Raw genomic sequence first — 17,015 nt, forward strand, 5'->3', positions numbered from 1 at the left:
GCTGTCGGACACCGACGCTAGGCACAACTGGTATTGGCGTACAGTCCACTCGCGTGCCTTCTGACCGGACCAATCAGGCCACTGCCCTGCTCATCGAGCTGCCCGGCGACGGACGGCCGATGCACGCCCGGCTCACCGGCGCGATCCGGGCCGCCATCGCACAGGGCCGCCTCGGTCCCGGGCACCTGCTGCCGTCCAGCCGTGCCCTGGCCACCGAACTCGGCTGTTCCCGATGGGTGGTCAACGAGGCGTACGTCCAGCTCACCGCCGAGGGACGCCTCGAGACCCGGCAGGGGTCCGGCACCCGGGTCGCCGCGTACCCCGCCGTCCGTACCGCATCGCCGCCCGCCGCGTCCGCTGACCCCGAACCGCCGGCGTCCCATGTCGACCTGCGGCCCGGCGCGCCTGATGTCAACGGTTTCCCCGCCGCGGCCTGGCTGCGTTCCCTGCACCATGTCCTGACCGATCCGGCCTGGTCACCGCCGGTCTTCCCGCCTGCGGCCGGAGCACCGCGGCTCCAGCAGACCGTCGCCGCCTACCTGCGCCGAGCCCGGGGCCTCCCGGTCGACGGCGACGACGTGATCATCACCTGCGGCACCTCCCACGGCATGGCCGCCGTGGCCCAGGTCCTGGCCCCGGCCGCGCCCGGCGTCGCGGTCGAGGATCCCGGCTGGTTCCGCCTCCGCGAGGTGGCGGCCGCCGCCGGACTGCGCACCGAACCGGTCACCGTCGACGAGCACGGCATCGACGTCCGGGCGATCAGCCGTGCCGGTGTCACCGCCGTGATCTGCGCCCCCGCCCACCAGTTCCCCACCGGCGCCCTGCTGTCCCCGGAACGCCGCCGCGCCCTGCTGGCCTGGGCGTCGCGTAACGCGGCCACCATCGTCGAGGACGACTACGACGCCGAGTTCCGTTACGACGGCCGCCCCGTCGGAGCGCTGGCCGGCCTCAGCCGTGACCACGTGGTCTACCTGGGATCCGTCAGCAAGACGCTGCACCCCGGGCTCCGGCTCGGCTGGCTGGTGCCGCCACCGGCGCTGCGCGGCGCGCTGCTGGCCGCCGTGGAGACGTCCGGCGCCGGCCCCGGCATCCCGGAACAGTTGGCCTTCGCCCACTTCGTCGAGAGCGGCGCCTACGACCGCCACCTGCGCCAGATGCGCAAGACGTACCGCCAGCGCAGAGACACACTGCTCCACGCCTTGCACGAACACCACCTTGCGGTACGGCCGGACGCCGCACCGGGCATAGCCGCCGGCCTGCACCTGACCCTGCCGCTGCCATCGCGGTCCGACGAACACGCCGTGGTGAGCCGGCTCGCCGGCCTGGGCGTCACCGCCATCCCGCTGTCGCGCTACACGATCCGGCCGCGGCCGCCGGCGCTCGTCCTCGGCTTCGGCCGCCTGCCACCGTCCCGGGCCGGCTGGGTCGCCGGCCGGATAGCCATGGCCCTCCAGTCCCGCAACGGCACTCAGCAGGCCGAACGTATCGATGATCGGCTCGTTTAGCGGTGCGACGGCGATCGAGGCCGATCAGGTGACGATCCTGCTCTTCTCCCGCGGCGCGCCGGCATGGAGAATCGGTCGCCGCCGATGAGTGCCGACTGCAGGGAACCGGGCCATGCCTTTCGATGGGTTCATCTCGTACAGCCATGCCGCCGACGGACGGCTCGCGCCCGCCGTTCAGCGTGGCCTCCATCGGCTCGCACGGCCGTGGCACCGGCGCCGCGCGTTGTGGATCTTCCGGGACCAGACCGGGCTGGCGGTGACGCCCGGGCTGTGGTCGTCGATCCAGACCGCGATGGACGGCTCGCAGTACTTCGTACTGCTGGCCTCGCCGGAGGCGGCAAATTCACCCTGGGTGAACAAGGAGATCGAACACTGGGTGGCCACCAAGTCGCCGCGGCGGATCCTGCCGGTGCTCACCGACGGTGAATGGGACTGGGACGACGCGTCCGGTGACTTCACCGCCGGTTCCACGGCGGTACCGGACGCGCTGCGCGGCGTGTTCGCCGAGGAGCCGCTGTATCTTGACCTGCGGTGGGCCCGCAACGACCTGCACCTGAGCCTGCGGCACGCCCGGTTCCGTGACTCGATCGCGCAGCTGGCGGCACCGATGCACGGGGTCAGCAAGGACGAGCTGGAGAGCGAGGACGTACGCCAGCATCGGCGCGCCCGCCGGCTGTGGTCGGCGGCCACCGCCACGCTGGTGGTCCTCACGCTGGTGGCCTCGATGACCGGCATGATGGCGGTCCGCAACGCGGGACTGGCCAACGCCTCGGCCGTCGAGGCCCGCAGACAGCAGCAGATCGCGTCCGAGCAGCGCGGCAGCGCCGAACGCGCCACCGAGGAGTCACTGCGGCAGCAGGAGAACGCCCGGCAGCACGAGGAACGGGCGCTGGCCGCCGCAGCCGAGACCCGCCGCCAGGAGCAGCTCGCCGGCGAGCAGCGGGAACTCGCCGACGACGCGGCAGCCGACGCCGCCGAACAGGAGGAGATCGCCCGCCGGCACGAACAGCAGGCACAACAGCAGGAGGAGCTCGCCGACCGGTCCGAGGCCCGGGCTCGGCGGCAGGAGACCCTGGCACGCGAGCAGGAACGCCTGGCCCGGGAAGCCGCCGCGGAGGCCGGCCGCCAGCGCGACGAGGCGGACCGGCAGCGCGAGGAGGCCCGCCGCCAGCGCGAGGAGGCAGCCCACCAGCGGCGGATCGCGGTCAACCGGCGACTTGTCGAACGGGCCCGCGCGATGATCGACGACGATCCGCGGAAGGCTCTCATGCTCGCCGTCGCCGCCCAGCGGCTGTACGACGACGCGCGAACCCGCGACCAGATCAGCCACCTCGTCATGTCCACCCACTACGCCGGTTCCCTCACCGACGTAGCGGACGTCGTCACGTTCGCGAACGGCATGCTGGCCACCGCCGACGCCGGTGGCGCGGTGTCGGTGTGGGACGTCTCCCGCCCGGCGCAGCCCCGCCGGGTCACCCGCGTGCCGACCGCCGGATCGGCTGTCAAGACGCTGGCCACCGACCGGGACGGGCACACCCTTGCCGTGGCCGACGGGAAGTCCCCGGCGGTGCTGTGGGACGTGCGCGACCCGGCCCGCCCGGCCCGGATCGTCGAACTCACCGACCCGGCCGGGATCGTCCGGGTGTCGTTCAGCCCGGACGGGCGCACCGTGGCCACCACCGGCCTCGACGACAACACCACGCTGTGGGACGTGACCCGCGGCCGGGCTCCGGTGGCGCTGACCACCATGGCCGGGGTCCGTCAGGTGGCGTTCGGCCCGGACGGGCGGACCGCGGTCAGCGGCGGCACGACGGCCATCGTGTGGGACCTGACCGATCCGGCTCAGCCCGCCCAGGTCTCCGCCATCCCGCCCGCCAAGGCCGGCGGGGCGCTCGTGTTCCACCCGAAGCTCCAGGTGATCGCGGTCGAGGAGGACGGCCTCGTGGTCCCCTGGGATCTGCGGATCCCCGCGCAGCCGAAACGCGGTTTCTCCACGGAGGCGGCCACCGGCGACGCCACGCTCACCCGGATGGCGTTCAGCGCCGACGGGACCGTGCTGGGCCTCAGCGACTCCAGCGGAACGACGCGCCTGTACAGCCTCGCGATCGGCGGGATCTCCGGCCAGGCGACACTGTCCAGCCAGCTCGGCGACCTGAGCGGTCGCGACGGCCCCATCCGGTCGATGGCCCTCAGCCGGGACGGCAAGATGATGATCACGGCGGGTGAGCGCCGCACCGCGACACTGTGGAACGTCCGGGGCGCCTTCGCGCGGGAAGTGGTCGCGGTGATGAGCCGGCCCTCCCCCGCTGACCTGGTCGGGGTGGCCTTCCGCCCCGACGGCCGCACCCTGATCGGCGCCGACGCCCCCGACCCGGGCTCCGCCGTGGCCTGGGACCTGACCGACCCCGCCCATCCCGTCCAAGGGCCGGCCGCAGCGCTGAACAGCGGGCGGATCCAGCTGATGGAACTCAGCAAGGACGGGCGCACCCTCGCCGTCGGTGGCATGGACGAGAAGGTGACGGTGCTCGACATGACCCGCCCGTCCGCGCCGGCAGTGCTCGCCACGATCACGGACGACGCCGACAAGGTGGGCGCGCTGAGGTTCAGCCCCGACGGCCGCACTCTCGCGGTGGGACGCCTCTACGGCAAGACCATGCTGTACGACATGGCCGATCGCGCCCGGCCGGCCCGTGTCGGCGAACTCGTCGATCGCAAGTACATGTCCCGGGTCGAGTTCAGCCCCGACGGACGGGTGCTGGCCGTGGCCTCGGGATACAACGTGACGCTGTGGGACGTCTCCGACCGGTCCGCCCCGGCCCGTCACGCGGAGCTGGCCATGGGCACCTCCGCATGGGCGGCGGCGTTCAGCCCGGACGGCAGGACCCTGGCGACCGGGGCCGGCTGGACCGGCGAGTCGATCCTCTGGGACATCGCCGACATCGCCCAGCCGCATCGGCTCGCCACCCTGCCGGGCTCCGACGACATGGTGACCTGGATCGGGTTCAGCCCCGACGGCCGCACCCTGGCCACCGGCGGGATCAGCGAGGCCCGGCTGTGGGAGGTCACCGATCGCACGACACCGGTCCTGTTCAGCACCCTGGCGCATCCCCAGCTGCGCACTCGCGACCTGGCGTTCAGCCCGGACGGCCGCACCCTCGCGGCGGCCGGCTACCGGCATGTCACCCTGTGGGACTATTCGGTCCCGAAAGCCCTGAGCGCCGCTCCCGGCAGACACGCGTGCACCATCACCGGCCGCGGACTGACCCGTCAGGAGTGGGCGGGCTACATTCCCGAACTGCCCTTCCAGCCGACCTGCTGACGAACCGGTCCTACGCCGGCGTGGACACCGCCGCGGTGAGCATCCGGGCCAGCGCGGGGTTGTCGATACCGGCCCCGAGCAGCCGGGCCCCGGCGAGCGCCCCGCGGTCGCCGAGACGGAACCGGTGCAGCTGCGCGCGGACGGTCAGTTCCCGCATGTCGCACCGGGCGGCCAGCTCGGCGAGCGTGCCGACCAGCGGCCGCGCCCGGCCGGGGTCGCCCAGCTGGATCGCGGTCGCGGCGGCCGCGTCGAGGACGTAGCCGCGGACCCACTGGTAGCGGTCGGAGACCCGGACACTGCGTGCCGCCGCCTCACCGAACCAGTGCGCCGACTCCGCCCGCCGGCCGCGGGTGGCGCTGAGCCGCCCGAGGCCGCGCGCGGCGACCGCCTCCCAGCAGGGATCGCCGATCTGGCAGGCCATCCCCCATGACTGTTCCAGCTCGTCACCGGCCCCGCCGAGGTCGCCGTCGAGCAGGCGGAGCTCACCGCTGAACGCCTGGTTCCACGGCAGCAACGCCAGCCACCGGTCCGCCCGGATCAGTTCGGTGGATCGTTCCAGCTCGTGCCGGGCCTGACTGTGCTCACCGCGCAGCACGTGCGCCCGGGCCAGGATGGCCAGTGTCCAGGCATGCTGACGGCGGGCCGCGGCCCGTTCGGCCCGCTCCGCCGACTCCCGCAGGCAGGCCAGCGCCGTCGGATAGTCACCGCGGTCGGAAGCGTTCATCCCCCGCACGCCGAGCACCGCGGCGAGTTCCTTGTCGTCCCCGGCCAGCGCCTGCGCCTTGGCGAGCCAGCCGTCGGCCGTCTCCCGCCGCCCCGCCTGCACCTCGACGAAACCCAGTTCGCGGTGAGCGGATGCCGCGGTCGCCCGGTCACCGGCCCGGCTGGCGTGCGCGATCGCCTCGTGCAGCACCACCCCGCCCTCCTCGTCACGGCCGCGCACCGCGTGCACCAGCGCCGCGCCGAGCGCCAGCAGGGCCCGGCCGCGCAGGGCGTCGTCGTGGCAGCTCTCCGCCTCGACCACCGCCCGGCGCAGACACTGCACGCCCGCGTCCACCGCGCCGGCGGCGATCGCGGCCTGCCCCGCCTCCAGCTGGTTGATCGCCGCGGCGCGGCCGCCCACCGGGCTCACCATCGACGAGCCGGTACCGACGTCGGCCGCCTCGCTCAGACTCGGTGACGCCTCTATCCCCAGTTCGCGGCGCAGCAGATCCCGGCAGACCGCGATCTGGCGCTGAGCCGCCGTCGCGTCCCCGGACACCGCGAGGCTGCGTACCAGAAGCTCATGGTTGGTCTCCTCCAGCGGGTTGCGGCTCACCGCCCGCTGCGCGTAGCCGACCGCCGCATCGGCACGTCCCTGGGCGAGCAGGCCGGCGGCGGTCTCCCGCAGCCGTGCCTCCACCGTAGCGGACATCCGGTGGCGGGCGACCAGCAGCCACGACTCGTACTCCAGGCAGGACGCCAGGTCGACGCCCTCGAGCAGCTCCCCGTCAGCGAGCGGGTCGCCCGCGGCGGCGGCCCCGCTGAGGGCCAGTACGTCGACGACCACCTCCGGCCCGGTCGTGACGGACACCGGATCACCGGTGACCGTGACCGCGCCGTCAAGTGCGCGGCGCAGCTCGGCCAGGGCCCAGCGCAGCGCCCCCAGCGGATCGCCGGCGTCGGCGAAGAGCAGTTCGGCGAGGTGCTTACGGCTGGGCGGCCGCTCCGCCAGCAGCAGGTAGCCGAGCAGCGCCCACGTCTTGCGGCCACGCGGCAGCCGGACCGGCCGGCCGTCGCCTTCGACGGCGGGCCGGCCGAGCAGCCGCACGGTGATCATGACGTCGCCTCCCGCTGACTCAGCCGCGCCGGACACCGACCGCCTGCAGGTACTCCCCCGGAGCCACCACAGTGCCATCGGTGGCCGTGTTGAAGCGACGCGCCACGTCGGCGATGTCGGCGGCGAACTTCTCGGCATCCGCACCCGACAGCGTGCCCGCGAACCGCGTCATCGGGCCATAGTAGGTACGGAACCACTCCGACAGGTGCTCCGGCGAGCGGTACCGGAACACGTACTCCTGCTTGGTCAGCGAGATCCACTCGACCCGGTCGCCGAACAGCTCGTTCAGCCGCTCCGGCGTGCCCCACAGCGTCGGCGGGACGAGCCCCGCGCGGGCGGCCTGTTCCAGCCGCTCACGGTCTTGAACAGGTTGCCGATCATGCCGGTCGGCGTCCAGCTGGCGTGACCGATCGTCCCGCCCGGAACGGTCACCCGGACGAGCTCGCCGGCCGCCCGCTGCTGGTTCGGCGCGAACATCACACCGACCGTGCTGAGCGTGGCATGGAACGAGGCGTCCGGAACCGGCAGATCCTCCGCGTCCCCCTCGATGAACGTGACGTCGAGGCGCTCGGCGGCGGCCCGGGCACGCCCGCGCTCCAGCAGGTTGACGGCGTAGTCGACGCCGGTGGCCTCAGCGAACCGAAGGGCCGCGGCCAGCGCGACGTTCCCCTGCCCACACGCGACATCGAGAACCTTCTGCCCGGCACGTACGTCGGCGGCCTCGACCAGCCGCTCCGCCATGATCTGCAGCGTGTTGCCCACCCGGGTGTAGTCGCCGGTCTCCCATGCGGCCCGCTGGTTCTTCTTGATCGCTCGAAGTCGATCTCGGTAGTCGTCACTCGATCTCACCTTTCTCCGGCACCGCCCAGTGCGGCGCAGGAGAAGCAGACCGCGCGACCGTGTGACTCAGCGTGTGAGCCCGGCCCCGGCCACGTCACCCGCATCACATGCCGGACCCGTGCGGTGTCAGTGCCGTGTCAGGGCCGTGTCTGCCGGTCCGCTGATGCTCTACGACATGACCGACGCGCTGACTCGCCCCATCACCTCGAAGGCCGCCCGCCCCAACCGCATCGCCGAGAAGCTTCTCGCCGACCGGCACTCGGTGCCGCTGTCGATCGCACTGCACCTCGTGCCCGGTGTCCTGATCGTCGCCGCCTACCTGCTGCTGGCCGAGCCGCTCACCAAGGCGATCGGCTACCCGATCTTCCTGGCCTGGGCGATCGCCCTGGTGGTGGTTCTCGTCCCGCTCCTGTTCGGCATGTTGTGGCTCGGCCGCGGGCGCAACGGCCGGCTCTCGCTGCGCGGTGTGGTGGGCTACCGGGAGAAGGCGTACTCGCGGGGGAAGATCACCGCGATCGTCGCCGGCCTCATCGTGTGGATGACGGTGGTGTCGCTGGCGCTGACACCGTTGGACAACTTCGTCTACGAGAACTTCTTCACCTGGGTGCCCTTCGAGGGCGCGGGCGGAAGCGCCACCACCTACCTCGACGGGTACGCCCACTCGCTGCTGGTCACCACGATGCTGATCTGCCTGCCGCTGACCGGATTCGCCCTGCCGCTGATCGAGGAGCTCTATTTCCGGGGCTTCCTGCTGCCGCGCATCGCCCACCTGCGCCTGGGTGCGCCGGTGCTCAACACCGTCCTGTTCTCGGTCTACCACTTCTGGGCGCCGTGGACCGTGGTGTCGAAGCTGGTCTTCCTGTTCCCGGCGGTCTGGCTGGTCTGGCGCAAGCGTGACATCCGCATCTCGATCGGCATGCATGCCGGTACGGCCCTGCTGATGGCTTCCCTCGGCACCCTGGCCCTGATGCTCAACCTCGTGTAGAAGGGCGCCGGCGAACATCGGGATCCTGCGCGAACGCGACCGGGCCGACAGGCACCCGGTCGCGTTCGGCTTCGTTCAGAAGGCGCCGGCCAGCGACGGCGGCGCCTGTTCCGCCGTGCCGACCACCTACCGTGAGGCGACGGCCGCCATCGCCGCGCCGGTTAGTTCGACCGAGCGCACCCGGTCCTGCACCGACTGGGCGTGGTGCGCCGTGATCAGCTCGTCGGCGTGGGACTCGGCGGCGAAGCCCTCCAGGTAGTCGCGTACCTCCTCGGGGGTGCCGACCGCCGTGTAGCGGGTCATCGAGGCGAGGTTCTGTCCGCCCGATGAGGCCAGGAACGCGTCGATCTCGGCGTCGGTGTAGTTGCGCCCGACCCCGCCACGGGAGATGAACGCCCGGGTCCGCGCCCGGTACGCCGACGTCATCTGCGCGACCGCCTCGTCATGGCTTTCGGCCGCGACGACGTTGACCCCGGCGATCACGTACGGCTCGGCGAGCTGCTCCGACGGGGTGAACGTCTCCCGGTAGACGCGTACGGCCTGGTGCAGGGCGTCGGGGGCGAAGTGTGACGCGAACGCGTACGGCAGCCCGGACCGCGCGGCGAGCTGTGCCCCGAACAGCGACGATCCGAGGATGTAGAGCGGGACCGGCTGCCCGGCGCGGGGTACCGCCTGCACGCCCGGGATCACGGACTTGCCGGCCAGGTAGCCCTGCAGTTCGACGACGTCCTGCGGGAAGGTGTCGGCGGAGAGGTGGTCGCGGCGCAGCGCCCGCATGGTGACCTGGTCGCTGCCCGGGGCACGGCCGAGCCCGAGGTCGATGCGCCCCGGAAAGAGTGTCTCCAGGGTGCCGAACTGCTCGGCGATCACCAGCGGTGAGTGGTTCGGCAGCATGATGCCGCCGGCGCCGAGCCGGATCGACTCGGTGTGCGCGGCCACATACCCGATCACCACGCTTGTCGCCGACGACGCGATCACCGGCATGTTGTGGTGTTCGGCGTACCAGACCCGCTGGTAGCCGGATCGTTCGGCGGCCTGGGCGAGGGCCACGCTGGCTTCGAAACTGTCGCGTGCGGTCTGGCCGGCGGAGATGGGTGCCAGGTCGAGCAGGGAGAGTGCGGTGGGCATGGGCGTCTCGCCTTCCGGTGTCACAGGTGGTGCAGGCGTTCGGTGAAGGCGCGGATACGGTCCTCGTCGCGGCGGTAGTAGATCCACTGTCCGCGCCGGGTCGCCCGCAGGAATCCGGCCCGCTGGAGGATCGCCAGGTGCGCGGAGACCGTGGAGGCGGAGCATCCGGCCCGGCGCTGGATCAGTCCCGCGCAGACGCCGGCGTCCTCACCCAGGGTCTCGGGGAAGTACGTGGCCGGGTCCTTCAGCCACTCCAGGATCGCCAGGCGTGTCTCGTTCGACAGTGCCTTGCACTCCTCCAGCATCTCGGCGCACCATCCTTCGGCATTTCGCTCAATAACGAAATTACGCCTCTCACCGGGGATACGGCCACCGGTCATGACGCGGCTCACGTGCCTCCAGCCGGCCCGGGCAGGAGGCCCCGGCGGGCGGATCTTGCCGATCACCGATACGGTCGAGGCATGTCCGGCAACGCTTTGATCATGTACGAGACCAGCACCGACGGCGTCACCCTGCGTGCCGCACTAGCGGGGGAACTGGACCTCGACGACGCCGACCAGGTTCGTGACAATCTCGCGGCGGCCGCGCAGGCGTCCACGTACCAGTTCCTGCAGATCGATGTCTCCAACGTGACGCTGATCGACTCGTACGCGCTCGGCGCCCTGGTCAGTGTCCGCAACGCCGCGGCGGGGGCCGGTGTCGTCGTGACGCTTGTCAACCCGTCACCGCCGGTACTGAAGGCGATTCAGGTGACCGGACTGTCCGAGGTGTTCGGCCTGCCCCCGCTGAGTTGAGGCCGCCCGGTCAAGGGGGTGCGGGCCGCACGACTGATCGTTACCGTGTGAACGATGCGCACCAGCGAGGAGATCTATCACCGGGTGCGCTGGGATCCCCGGCTCGACCCGGCCCGCTTCGTGATCGGTGTCAACGTCCGCGGCGGGGAGGACGACGCCGAGCCCAAGCGGGTGCCGCTGGCCGCGTTCGTGCCTGGCGGTGACATCCCCTGGCATCGGGTGCTGTTCTTCGAGGCCGACGGTGAACGGGTGTGGGACCGTACGACCGGGGTGGACCGTATCGACTCGTCGCCGGCCGGCCGGGTCCGGGTGCCGCGCCTGCTGGATGCCCCGTTCTTCACCGCCCGCACCCCGCACGCCTGGCACGAGGTGGACGGCTGGGTCCCGGCCGTCACCGGCGCGGCGAAACCGGTCGGCACGCTGCGGGTGCTCACGTGGAACACGCTGTGGGACCGCTACGACGCCGATCGGATCGACACGGCACGACGCCGGCCGCTGCTGGTCGCGGAACTGGAACGCGCCGGCGCCGACGTGATCGCGCTGCAGGAGGTCGAGCGTGACCTGCTGGAACGGCTCCTCGCGACCGACTGGGTGCGCGAGCACTACACGCTGTGCACCGATCCGGGCGGCAAGGACGTCGACGACAGCGGCGTGCTGCTGCTGAGCCGGGTCCCGGTCCTGGAGGCGGGCCGGCACGTGCTGGGCCCGTACAAGCAGGTCACCGCGATCACCGTGCCCGGACCGCTGGTGGTGGCCGCCGTCCACCTGACCAGTGATCACGCCGCGGACGGTCCGGGCCGGCGCGACACCGAACTGGCGGACCTCGCCACCGGCCTGGGCGCGCTGGACGTGCCGGTCCTCGTGGTGGGTGACGTCAACGACGGCGGTGACACACCCGCTCACCGGCTGGGCCTGCGCGACGCGTGGATCGAGGTGCACGGCGCCGGCGATCGGAGGGCAACCTTCGATCCGGTACGCAACCCGCTCGCCGCGGTCGGTTCGCTGACCGGCCGGGCGTCGCGGCTGGACCGGGTGCTGCTGCGCGGCGGCGAGCTGACCGCCGTGGACGCGGCACTCACCGGTGACGTACCGCAGGACGGCCTTTTCGCCTCGGATCATTTCGCGGTGGTCGTCGACGTGGCTGTCGGTGCGGCCCCGGCCGAGACGGTCGATGCCCGCCCGACGGCCCGGACCGCGGTGGCCTGGTTGCCGCCGCAGCGGCTGTGGCCGCCGGTCCAGGAGGTGCGCCGGGTCCTGGATCCGCAGGTCGACCGGTGGCCGCCGCACGTCAACGTGCTTTTCGGCTTCCTTCCGGAAGCCGACTTCGACGAGGCCGCACCTCATCTGGCGGCGGCGGCCGCCGAGGTCTCCCCCTTCGAGGCAACCCTTGACGGCGTACGAAGGTTCGCGCACCGCGACGACGCGACGATCTGGCTCGACCCGGCCGCCCGGAACCCGGCACCGTGGGCGGGACTGCACCGGGCTTTGCAGCGCCGGTTCCCGCAGTGCCGTGGCCGCGCCGAGGGCTACACACCGCACCTGACGCTGGGCCGGGCCACCGGGCCGGAGACGGCCACCGCGCGGCTGGCGCCGGCGACGGCACGGGTGGACCGGCTGGTGCTGCTGTCGCGGCGCGGCGACGAACCGATGCATCCGCGGGCGGAACTGATGCTGGGCACCGGTGAGCTGCGGTGGCTGCCCGGCCCGGAGGCGCCCGCACCGGTCCGGCGGGATCCCGGCGGGGTGCTCGGCGAACTGCGGTCGGCCCTGTCCGACGGCGTCGTACATCTGGCCGGTTCGCGGCGGCTCGGTTGTGATCTGCCCGGCGCCGACCTGGACCTGGTGGCCGTGCTTCCCGGCCGGCCCGACATGGGTGCCCTGCGGCGGCGGGTCGCCGAGGCAGCCGGAGCACGCTGGTCGGTGCGACCGGTGACCGGTGCCCGGGTGCCGGGCCTGCGCCTGCACGACGGCGGCCTCTCCGTCGATGTGGTCGTCGTCGGCTCGGGCGGTCTGCCGGTGGCCGAGGCGGTGGCCCGGCGGGCGGAACTCGACGAGGCGTCGGCCGTGGCGTTGAGTGCCGTGTCGGACGCGGAGGCCGTGCTGGCGGCGACGGCGACGGTTCCCGGTTTCACCGTTCTGGCCCGCTCGGTGAAAGCGTGGGCGAGAGCGCGCGGGCTGGACTCGGCACCGTTCGGCGGGCTGCCCGGCCTGGCCTCGGTGGTGCTGGCCGCCCGGACCGCCCTGGACGCCGGCGACCTGCCGCCGGCCGAGCTGCTGCGGCACTTCTTCGGTACGTGGGCGGCGTGGGACTGGGCGCGGCCGGTGGCCCTCGCCGGCGCTGTCACGGGGCTGACGGAGGCGTACCCGATGATGGTTTTGACCCCGTCCTCGCCTGTCCGGATCTGTACCGGGCAGGTCGGCGCCGGTTTCCGCGACCTGGTCACGCAGGAGCTCTACCAGTCGTGGGAGGGGCAGCCGGCGACCGCCCCGCACCGGCGGCACCGTGCGTGGGCGGTGGTGACCGTGGAGCCGGTGGCCGGCGAGTCGTTCGAGGAGACGATCGGCCGGTTCCGGGGCCGGGTGCGGGCCCTGCTGGCTGCCCTCGAGGAGGCCGGGGTCACCGACGCGCACGCGTGGCCGCGCCCGTTCACCACCGGGCCGGCGGTCCGGGAGTACGCCATCGGACTGGGCCGCCGCCCACCCGATGCCGCGGCTCTGGCCTCGATCCTTTCCGGCTGGCTCACCGCACTGCCCGGTGTCCGGGTCGGCCGGGTCGACGGCGCGGCCGTGCCGACACTTCATTGACCGGCATCTGTTGGTGCAGCGTTCAGCCGGGTGCCGCCCGATGGTCGCGCTGGGCGGGCACCTCACCGGCATGTTCGTTCTCACCGTCGGCGCGCTGACGCTGCTGGGTGGCACCACCTGGCTGGCACTGCAGGAGTCGGTCGCCGCCGATCGCGCCCGCCATCATCGCCTGACCGCCACGGCGATCATCCTGTGCCTGATCCTAGGAGCCGTCATCGTTGCGGCGGCTGTGCTCATGGGGACGTGAACCGCTCCGGTCCCGGCCGTCGTCGCCACAACCTGGCCCGCGGCTGGGACACCCCTGCCCAGCGGTTCACTCACTCGCCCGGCGAAGCCGCATGACCACCGCTTACTGACCCAGGCGAAGTGCTCGCGATCACCCGCCCGGTGCCGGAATGGCCGTCGACCGGCTTGCTTCTCAGTCGACCGCCGTAGCAGGGATTCCGCCGGCGCCTCGAACTCCGCAAGCTTCATGCGCGGATCGTAGGCATCACGTTGCCGACCACCGACATGCTCATCTGCCGCTGGGCACGTGTGTTCGTCCGGCCGCAGATCGGGCACGCCGCGTGATCCTGCTCCTGGTGGCGACACTCGACGACCTCGCTACCCTCCTGGGGTGAACGACGCCGCAGAGCGAGTTGCGCGGATCCGGTTCTTGACGGAGGCGGCGCGGGCGATGCTCGCCGCGGGCGCTGACGACATAGCCAGGGAATTGCTTCGGCGCACCGATTCGCCGATCTCGGCGATCAAGGCCATTTCCGACAGCACAGGTCTGGGCTTGGCTGATGCCAAGTGGATTGTGCGCCGCAACTTGACACCCGAGACGCGCAAGGCCGCGGAGAACCTGTGGGGCGATCTGTTCGACGCGCTCGAGCACATCCACGAGAGACTCAGCGGGCCGGAACCAGGTCGCCCGGATTCGGGACAGGTGTTGCCGGGTTGATCGCCGCCCGCCCCGAAGTCGAGCCACCATGATCGACATAGTTTGACCGTCCAGCCGCATTCCGAGCGCGACGGCCGACATGGCCGTCCGGCCCGTCCCCCAGCCTTCTCGTACTCAGCCCCGGCCGCATCTCGCTCCCGGTGGAATGCATCTCGCTCCCGGTTGGAATGGAATCTTTGTGCCGATGCGCGGGCGTCTCAGGTTCAGGTCGGCAGGCGCTGCTCCAACTGGCCGCCGGGAGTCGCCGTCCACACCTCGGCTGGGTGTCGCGTGGACATCCGAACCAGCGCCGGGCACACTCCCGCGGGTGAGTACGACGGATGCCGACCTGGCCTTGCGATACCTGGCTGACGATGGCATCACGCCGATCGGAGCCGACCGGTGGAAGTGGGACGGCACGCCCCCGGAAGACATGTCGGCCGAGGACGTGGCCTTCCACACCGCGTTCGAGATCACCACCGACGAGAGCCTCGATGCCGTCCGACGCGTACACACGTCGCTCGGTCTGCTCGACTTGACCCGCGCCTTTGATGTGCTTACTCATTTGAACGCCTACGTCTGCGACAACGCCGACCCGGCGGTCACCAACGCCTTCTGGGCCGGCTTGCGCGACCGGATGGCGGTTCCGGAGCCGATCGCGCACCTGCGGCTGCACCTGCGGACGTACTGGTTCGTGGGGCACACCGCCAGGGCCGCCTTCGACGCGTTGCTCGGTGATGACGTGCGCCATCTTGCAGCGGCTCGCCGGCTGCAGGAACTGGCCATCGGTCCGCTGCTCCTACGGGCCCGCCACGTTCTGGAGGACTCGGGTTCGGTCCGCTGGGATGACAAGCGCGACGTCTATCAGGCCGCCGCTGCTGTCGCCGCACTTCGTCCGGCGGTCTTCCGTGGCCTGCTCGGCAGCTATCACGGCGTCTACGGCAGTCTGGATCCGGACGACGCTCTGGTCCTGCTGGACAGCCTGCACCTGCCCGCCGACACCGAACACCTGCCCCGGCTGCGCGCGGTTCTGCGCAACGGCGTCGCGAACCACTACAAGAACCCCGCCGCCTGGCAGGCGTGAAGCGAGGCGCTGCGCCGCAGAAAGGCAGCCGAGCCTCTCCAATGCCCCGGGCATGCGCTATCGGAGCATCCCCGCCATCGTGGACCTGCCGCCGGCTGCCGCTCGCTTCCAACCGGTCGCACCACTGCTACCGCAGAGATGGGTAGAACCACGACGCCGAACCCGGTGACGCCCTGACATGCCGGCCGTTCGCGCGTGCCGGCTGCACGCACGCGGAATCTGGGGACACCGACCTGAACAAGCCAGGGTTCGCACGACTGACGAGCGGATGGCTGGCCCTCGAATTCTCCGCCGGTCGGGGTGCATTTCCCCAGGCGTACGGGAATCGCCCTGCGAACGCCGGCTGCGAGCTCCCGGGTAGCCGACCTGTCACCCGGGTGAGACGGGTCGTCCGAGTACCGGCATATCGCCCACGCGCGTGCCGGGCTGCCAGGGCCAGCGGTGGTACCGGTCCGGCCATACGATCTGCAAGGCATCCACCGTGGCACCTGTGGCGGCGTAGAACTGCGCGGCAACGGGCAGGTGACGCTCCGGCTCGATCACCTTGACGAACTGAATCTCGTGGCCCTCGATGACATCGTCGGCATATTGGCCGGGAGCGAATGCCCGTCGGCCCCCGATGATCTCCCCGGCAACGGTGTGCAGCGCGGGCCGGGAGATGTCAGGCGGCAAGCCGAACACAATCAGCTCAGGATGCCCGTGGCCAGTCAGGCCGACCGTATACCAGCACGTTTCCAAGGGAATCGGTTGCGGCACGAACTGCAGATGTACACCGGAACGCTCGACAGCCTCGCCGATCTGGCCGAGCCCGCTCTCCTGGTGTCCGGCCGTCACAGGTTCACCTTCCCCGGTTGCTGCCACTTCAGCACCAGCGTTGACATAGGTGCTTTCGTACCTCGGTTCGGTACCCCGGCGTTGAGCCTCCACACCTGGCTGTTCAGCTCGGGTGTCGTCATCCACGTGCGCAGACCCGCGCAAGCCGCAATGCGGCTACATCTCGTCTGGCAGACCGGCATCCTGAACTGGCGATTCGAGGGCGTTACGGAGCGCTGGCGGATTCGGCCGCTAGCGCAGCACTCTTGCACCTTGCTGTTGCGCCGAAGGGCTGAACGGTCGGGCGTAGCCGTCCGCGGCGAGGCACGACGGTCGTGCAGAATGCTCTAGTGATCATCGATGTGCGCGCCGGGAAAGAGGACGATCTGCCGGCTTTGCTGGGGATCTACAATCATCACGTCCGAACCGGCTATGCCACTTTCGATGAAGTGGAGGCCAGCCTCGACGGCCGCCAGGCCTGGTGGGCGACGTTTGCGCCGGTCGGCCCGTATCGGCTTATCGTGGCTGCCGGAGATGAACGGGTAGTCGGGTATGCCACCAGCAGCCCGTACAGGGCGCATCCTGCGTTCCGGCACACTGTGGAAACCAGCGTCTACCTCGCTCCCGACGCGATCGGCAAAGGGGTCGGCGGGCGGCTCTATGACACGCTGTTGGCCGAGCTGGTCGACACCGAGGCTGACCATGTCGTGGCTGCTGTGGCGCTGCCCAATGACGCGTCCGTGGCACTTCATCTCTCACGGCAGTTCACCGTTGTGGGCTCCTTCACCGACTACGCGATCAAGCGCGGTAGGCGCATCAGTTCCACCTGGTTTGAGCGCCCGGTGCGCTTACAGGAAGAATGCACATAGCTTTCGTCCTGCCCGGCTCTTGCCCGGTTCACTCTCATGGCACCCCTCTGTGTCAAGAAGCGGTGAGGAGCGGTGTTCTAGGCTGGGGTTCGGCGGGTCCGGGAAGTGACTTCTCCGAAGTGTCGATCATGG

Annotated in this window: 15 protein-coding genes; 9 read left to right on the forward strand and 6 right to left on the reverse strand. The window is 71.2% G+C overall.

Annotation, left to right across the window (positions count from 1 at the left end):
* Positions 1-53 precede the first annotated feature (53 nt).
* A complete protein-coding gene (locus AB0G04_RS11955) occupies positions 54-1,505 on the forward strand; it encodes a PLP-dependent aminotransferase family protein (RefSeq protein WP_360980702.1) in 1,452 nt (483 codons plus the stop codon).
* A gap of 112 nt (positions 1,506-1,617) precedes the next feature.
* On the forward strand, positions 1,618-4,824 hold the full coding sequence (locus AB0G04_RS11960; protein WP_360980705.1) for a TIR domain-containing protein: 3,207 nt from the start codon (positions 1,618-1,620) through the stop codon (positions 4,822-4,824).
* A gap of 10 nt (positions 4,825-4,834) precedes the next feature.
* Here AB0G04_RS11960 and AB0G04_RS11965 read toward each other — a convergent pair whose 3' ends face one another.
* The 3 genes from AB0G04_RS11965 to AB0G04_RS11975 form a co-directional block, all read right to left on the reverse strand.
* On the reverse strand, positions 4,835-6,643 hold the full coding sequence (locus AB0G04_RS11965; RefSeq protein ID WP_360980708.1) for a BTAD domain-containing putative transcriptional regulator: 1,809 nt from the start codon (positions 6,641-6,643) through the stop codon (positions 4,835-4,837).
* A 19-nt stretch (positions 6,644-6,662) separates the two neighbouring features.
* Positions 6,663-6,815 carry a hypothetical protein gene (locus AB0G04_RS11970; protein WP_360980711.1) on the reverse strand — a complete coding sequence of 51 codons (153 nt, stop codon included), beginning with the start codon at positions 6,813-6,815 and terminating at the stop codon, positions 6,663-6,665.
* A gap of 113 nt (positions 6,816-6,928) precedes the next feature.
* A complete protein-coding gene (locus tag AB0G04_RS11975; protein ID WP_360980714.1) occupies positions 6,929-7,492 on the reverse strand; it encodes a methyltransferase domain-containing protein in 564 nt (187 codons plus the stop codon).
* A gap of 166 nt (positions 7,493-7,658) precedes the next feature.
* Here AB0G04_RS11975 and AB0G04_RS11980 point away from each other — a divergent pair, with 166 nt between their 5' ends.
* Positions 7,659-8,468 carry a CPBP family intramembrane glutamic endopeptidase gene (locus tag AB0G04_RS11980; protein ID WP_360980717.1) on the forward strand — a complete coding sequence of 270 codons (810 nt, stop codon included), beginning with the start codon at positions 7,659-7,661 and terminating at the stop codon, positions 8,466-8,468.
* 126 nt (positions 8,469-8,594) lie between these two features.
* Here the strand turns inward: AB0G04_RS11980 and AB0G04_RS11985 are convergent, their stop codons facing one another.
* Together AB0G04_RS11985 and AB0G04_RS11990 are read right to left on the reverse strand one after the other, a co-directional pair.
* Positions 8,595-9,596, reverse strand: a complete 1,002-nt coding sequence (locus tag AB0G04_RS11985) for an LLM class flavin-dependent oxidoreductase (protein ID WP_360980720.1) — start codon at positions 9,594-9,596, stop codon at positions 8,595-8,597.
* Between the two features lie 20 nt (positions 9,597-9,616).
* Entirely contained in the window at positions 9,617-9,901 is a 285-nt protein-coding gene (locus AB0G04_RS11990; RefSeq protein ID WP_360980723.1) for a metalloregulator ArsR/SmtB family transcription factor, read from the reverse strand.
* Positions 9,902-10,057: 156 nt separating this feature from the next.
* Here AB0G04_RS11990 and AB0G04_RS11995 point away from each other — a divergent pair, with 156 nt between their 5' ends.
* The 5 genes from AB0G04_RS11995 to AB0G04_RS12015 all read left to right on the forward strand — a co-directional run bounded on the left by AB0G04_RS11995 (position 10,058) and on the right by AB0G04_RS12015 (position 15,201).
* Positions 10,058-10,390 carry an STAS domain-containing protein gene (locus AB0G04_RS11995; RefSeq protein WP_360980726.1) on the forward strand — a complete coding sequence of 111 codons (333 nt, stop codon included), beginning with the start codon at positions 10,058-10,060 and terminating at the stop codon, positions 10,388-10,390.
* A 54-nt stretch (positions 10,391-10,444) separates the two neighbouring features.
* Entirely contained in the window at positions 10,445-13,195 is a 2,751-nt protein-coding gene (locus AB0G04_RS12000) for a poly(A) polymerase (protein ID WP_360980729.1), read from the forward strand.
* Between the two features lie 40 nt (positions 13,196-13,235).
* On the forward strand, positions 13,236-13,442 hold the full coding sequence (locus tag AB0G04_RS12005; protein ID WP_360980732.1) for a hypothetical protein: 207 nt from the start codon (positions 13,236-13,238) through the stop codon (positions 13,440-13,442).
* A 369-nt stretch (positions 13,443-13,811) separates the two neighbouring features.
* The gene (locus AB0G04_RS12010) at positions 13,812-14,138 is read left to right on the forward strand and encodes a hypothetical protein (RefSeq protein WP_360980735.1); all 327 of its coding nucleotides are present in this window, start codon (positions 13,812-13,814) and stop codon (positions 14,136-14,138) included.
* A 307-nt stretch (positions 14,139-14,445) separates the two neighbouring features.
* Positions 14,446-15,201 carry a hypothetical protein gene (locus tag AB0G04_RS12015; RefSeq protein ID WP_360980738.1) on the forward strand — a complete coding sequence of 252 codons (756 nt, stop codon included), beginning with the start codon at positions 14,446-14,448 and terminating at the stop codon, positions 15,199-15,201.
* Between the two features lie 369 nt (positions 15,202-15,570).
* On the opposite strand, the gene AB0G04_RS12020 is transcribed toward AB0G04_RS12015, so the two are convergent.
* Positions 15,571-16,161 carry a DUF4262 domain-containing protein gene (locus AB0G04_RS12020; RefSeq protein WP_360980741.1) on the reverse strand — a complete coding sequence of 197 codons (591 nt, stop codon included), beginning with the start codon at positions 16,159-16,161 and terminating at the stop codon, positions 15,571-15,573.
* Positions 16,162-16,364: 203 nt separating this feature from the next.
* On the opposite strand from AB0G04_RS12020, the gene AB0G04_RS12025 reads away from it, so the two are divergent.
* Entirely contained in the window at positions 16,365-16,883 is a 519-nt protein-coding gene (locus AB0G04_RS12025; protein WP_360980744.1) for an N-acetyltransferase family protein, read from the forward strand.
* Positions 16,884-17,015 lie beyond the last annotated feature (132 nt).

The sequence above is a fragment of the Actinoplanes sp. NPDC023801 genome (assembly GCF_040639655.1).
In the GTDB taxonomy this organism is placed as follows: Bacteria; Actinomycetota; Actinomycetes; order Mycobacteriales; family Micromonosporaceae; genus Actinoplanes.

Coding starts and splice junctions, on each gene's coding strand:
- AB0G04_RS11960 (WP_360980705.1), top strand. CDS start 1,618: ATGCCTTTCGATGGGTTCATCTCGTACAGCCATGCCGCCGACGGACGG.
- AB0G04_RS11965 (WP_360980708.1), bottom strand. CDS start 6,643: ATGATCACCGTGCGGCTGCTCGGCCGGCCCGCCGTCGAAGGCGACGGC.
- AB0G04_RS11970 (WP_360980711.1), bottom strand. CDS start 6,815: ATGACGCGGTTCGCGGGCACGCTGTCGGGTGCGGATGCCGAGAAGTTC.
- AB0G04_RS11980 (WP_360980717.1), top strand. CDS start 7,659: ATGACCGACGCGCTGACTCGCCCCATCACCTCGAAGGCCGCCCGCCCC.
- AB0G04_RS11985 (WP_360980720.1), bottom strand. CDS start 9,596: ATGCCCACCGCACTCTCCCTGCTCGACCTGGCACCCATCTCCGCCGGC.
- AB0G04_RS11990 (WP_360980723.1), bottom strand. CDS start 9,901: ATGCTGGAGGAGTGCAAGGCACTGTCGAACGAGACACGCCTGGCGATC.
- AB0G04_RS11995 (WP_360980726.1), top strand. CDS start 10,058: ATGTCCGGCAACGCTTTGATCATGTACGAGACCAGCACCGACGGCGTC.
- AB0G04_RS12000 (WP_360980729.1), top strand. CDS start 10,445: ATGCGCACCAGCGAGGAGATCTATCACCGGGTGCGCTGGGATCCCCGG.
- AB0G04_RS12005 (WP_360980732.1), top strand. CDS start 13,236: ATGGTCGCGCTGGGCGGGCACCTCACCGGCATGTTCGTTCTCACCGTC.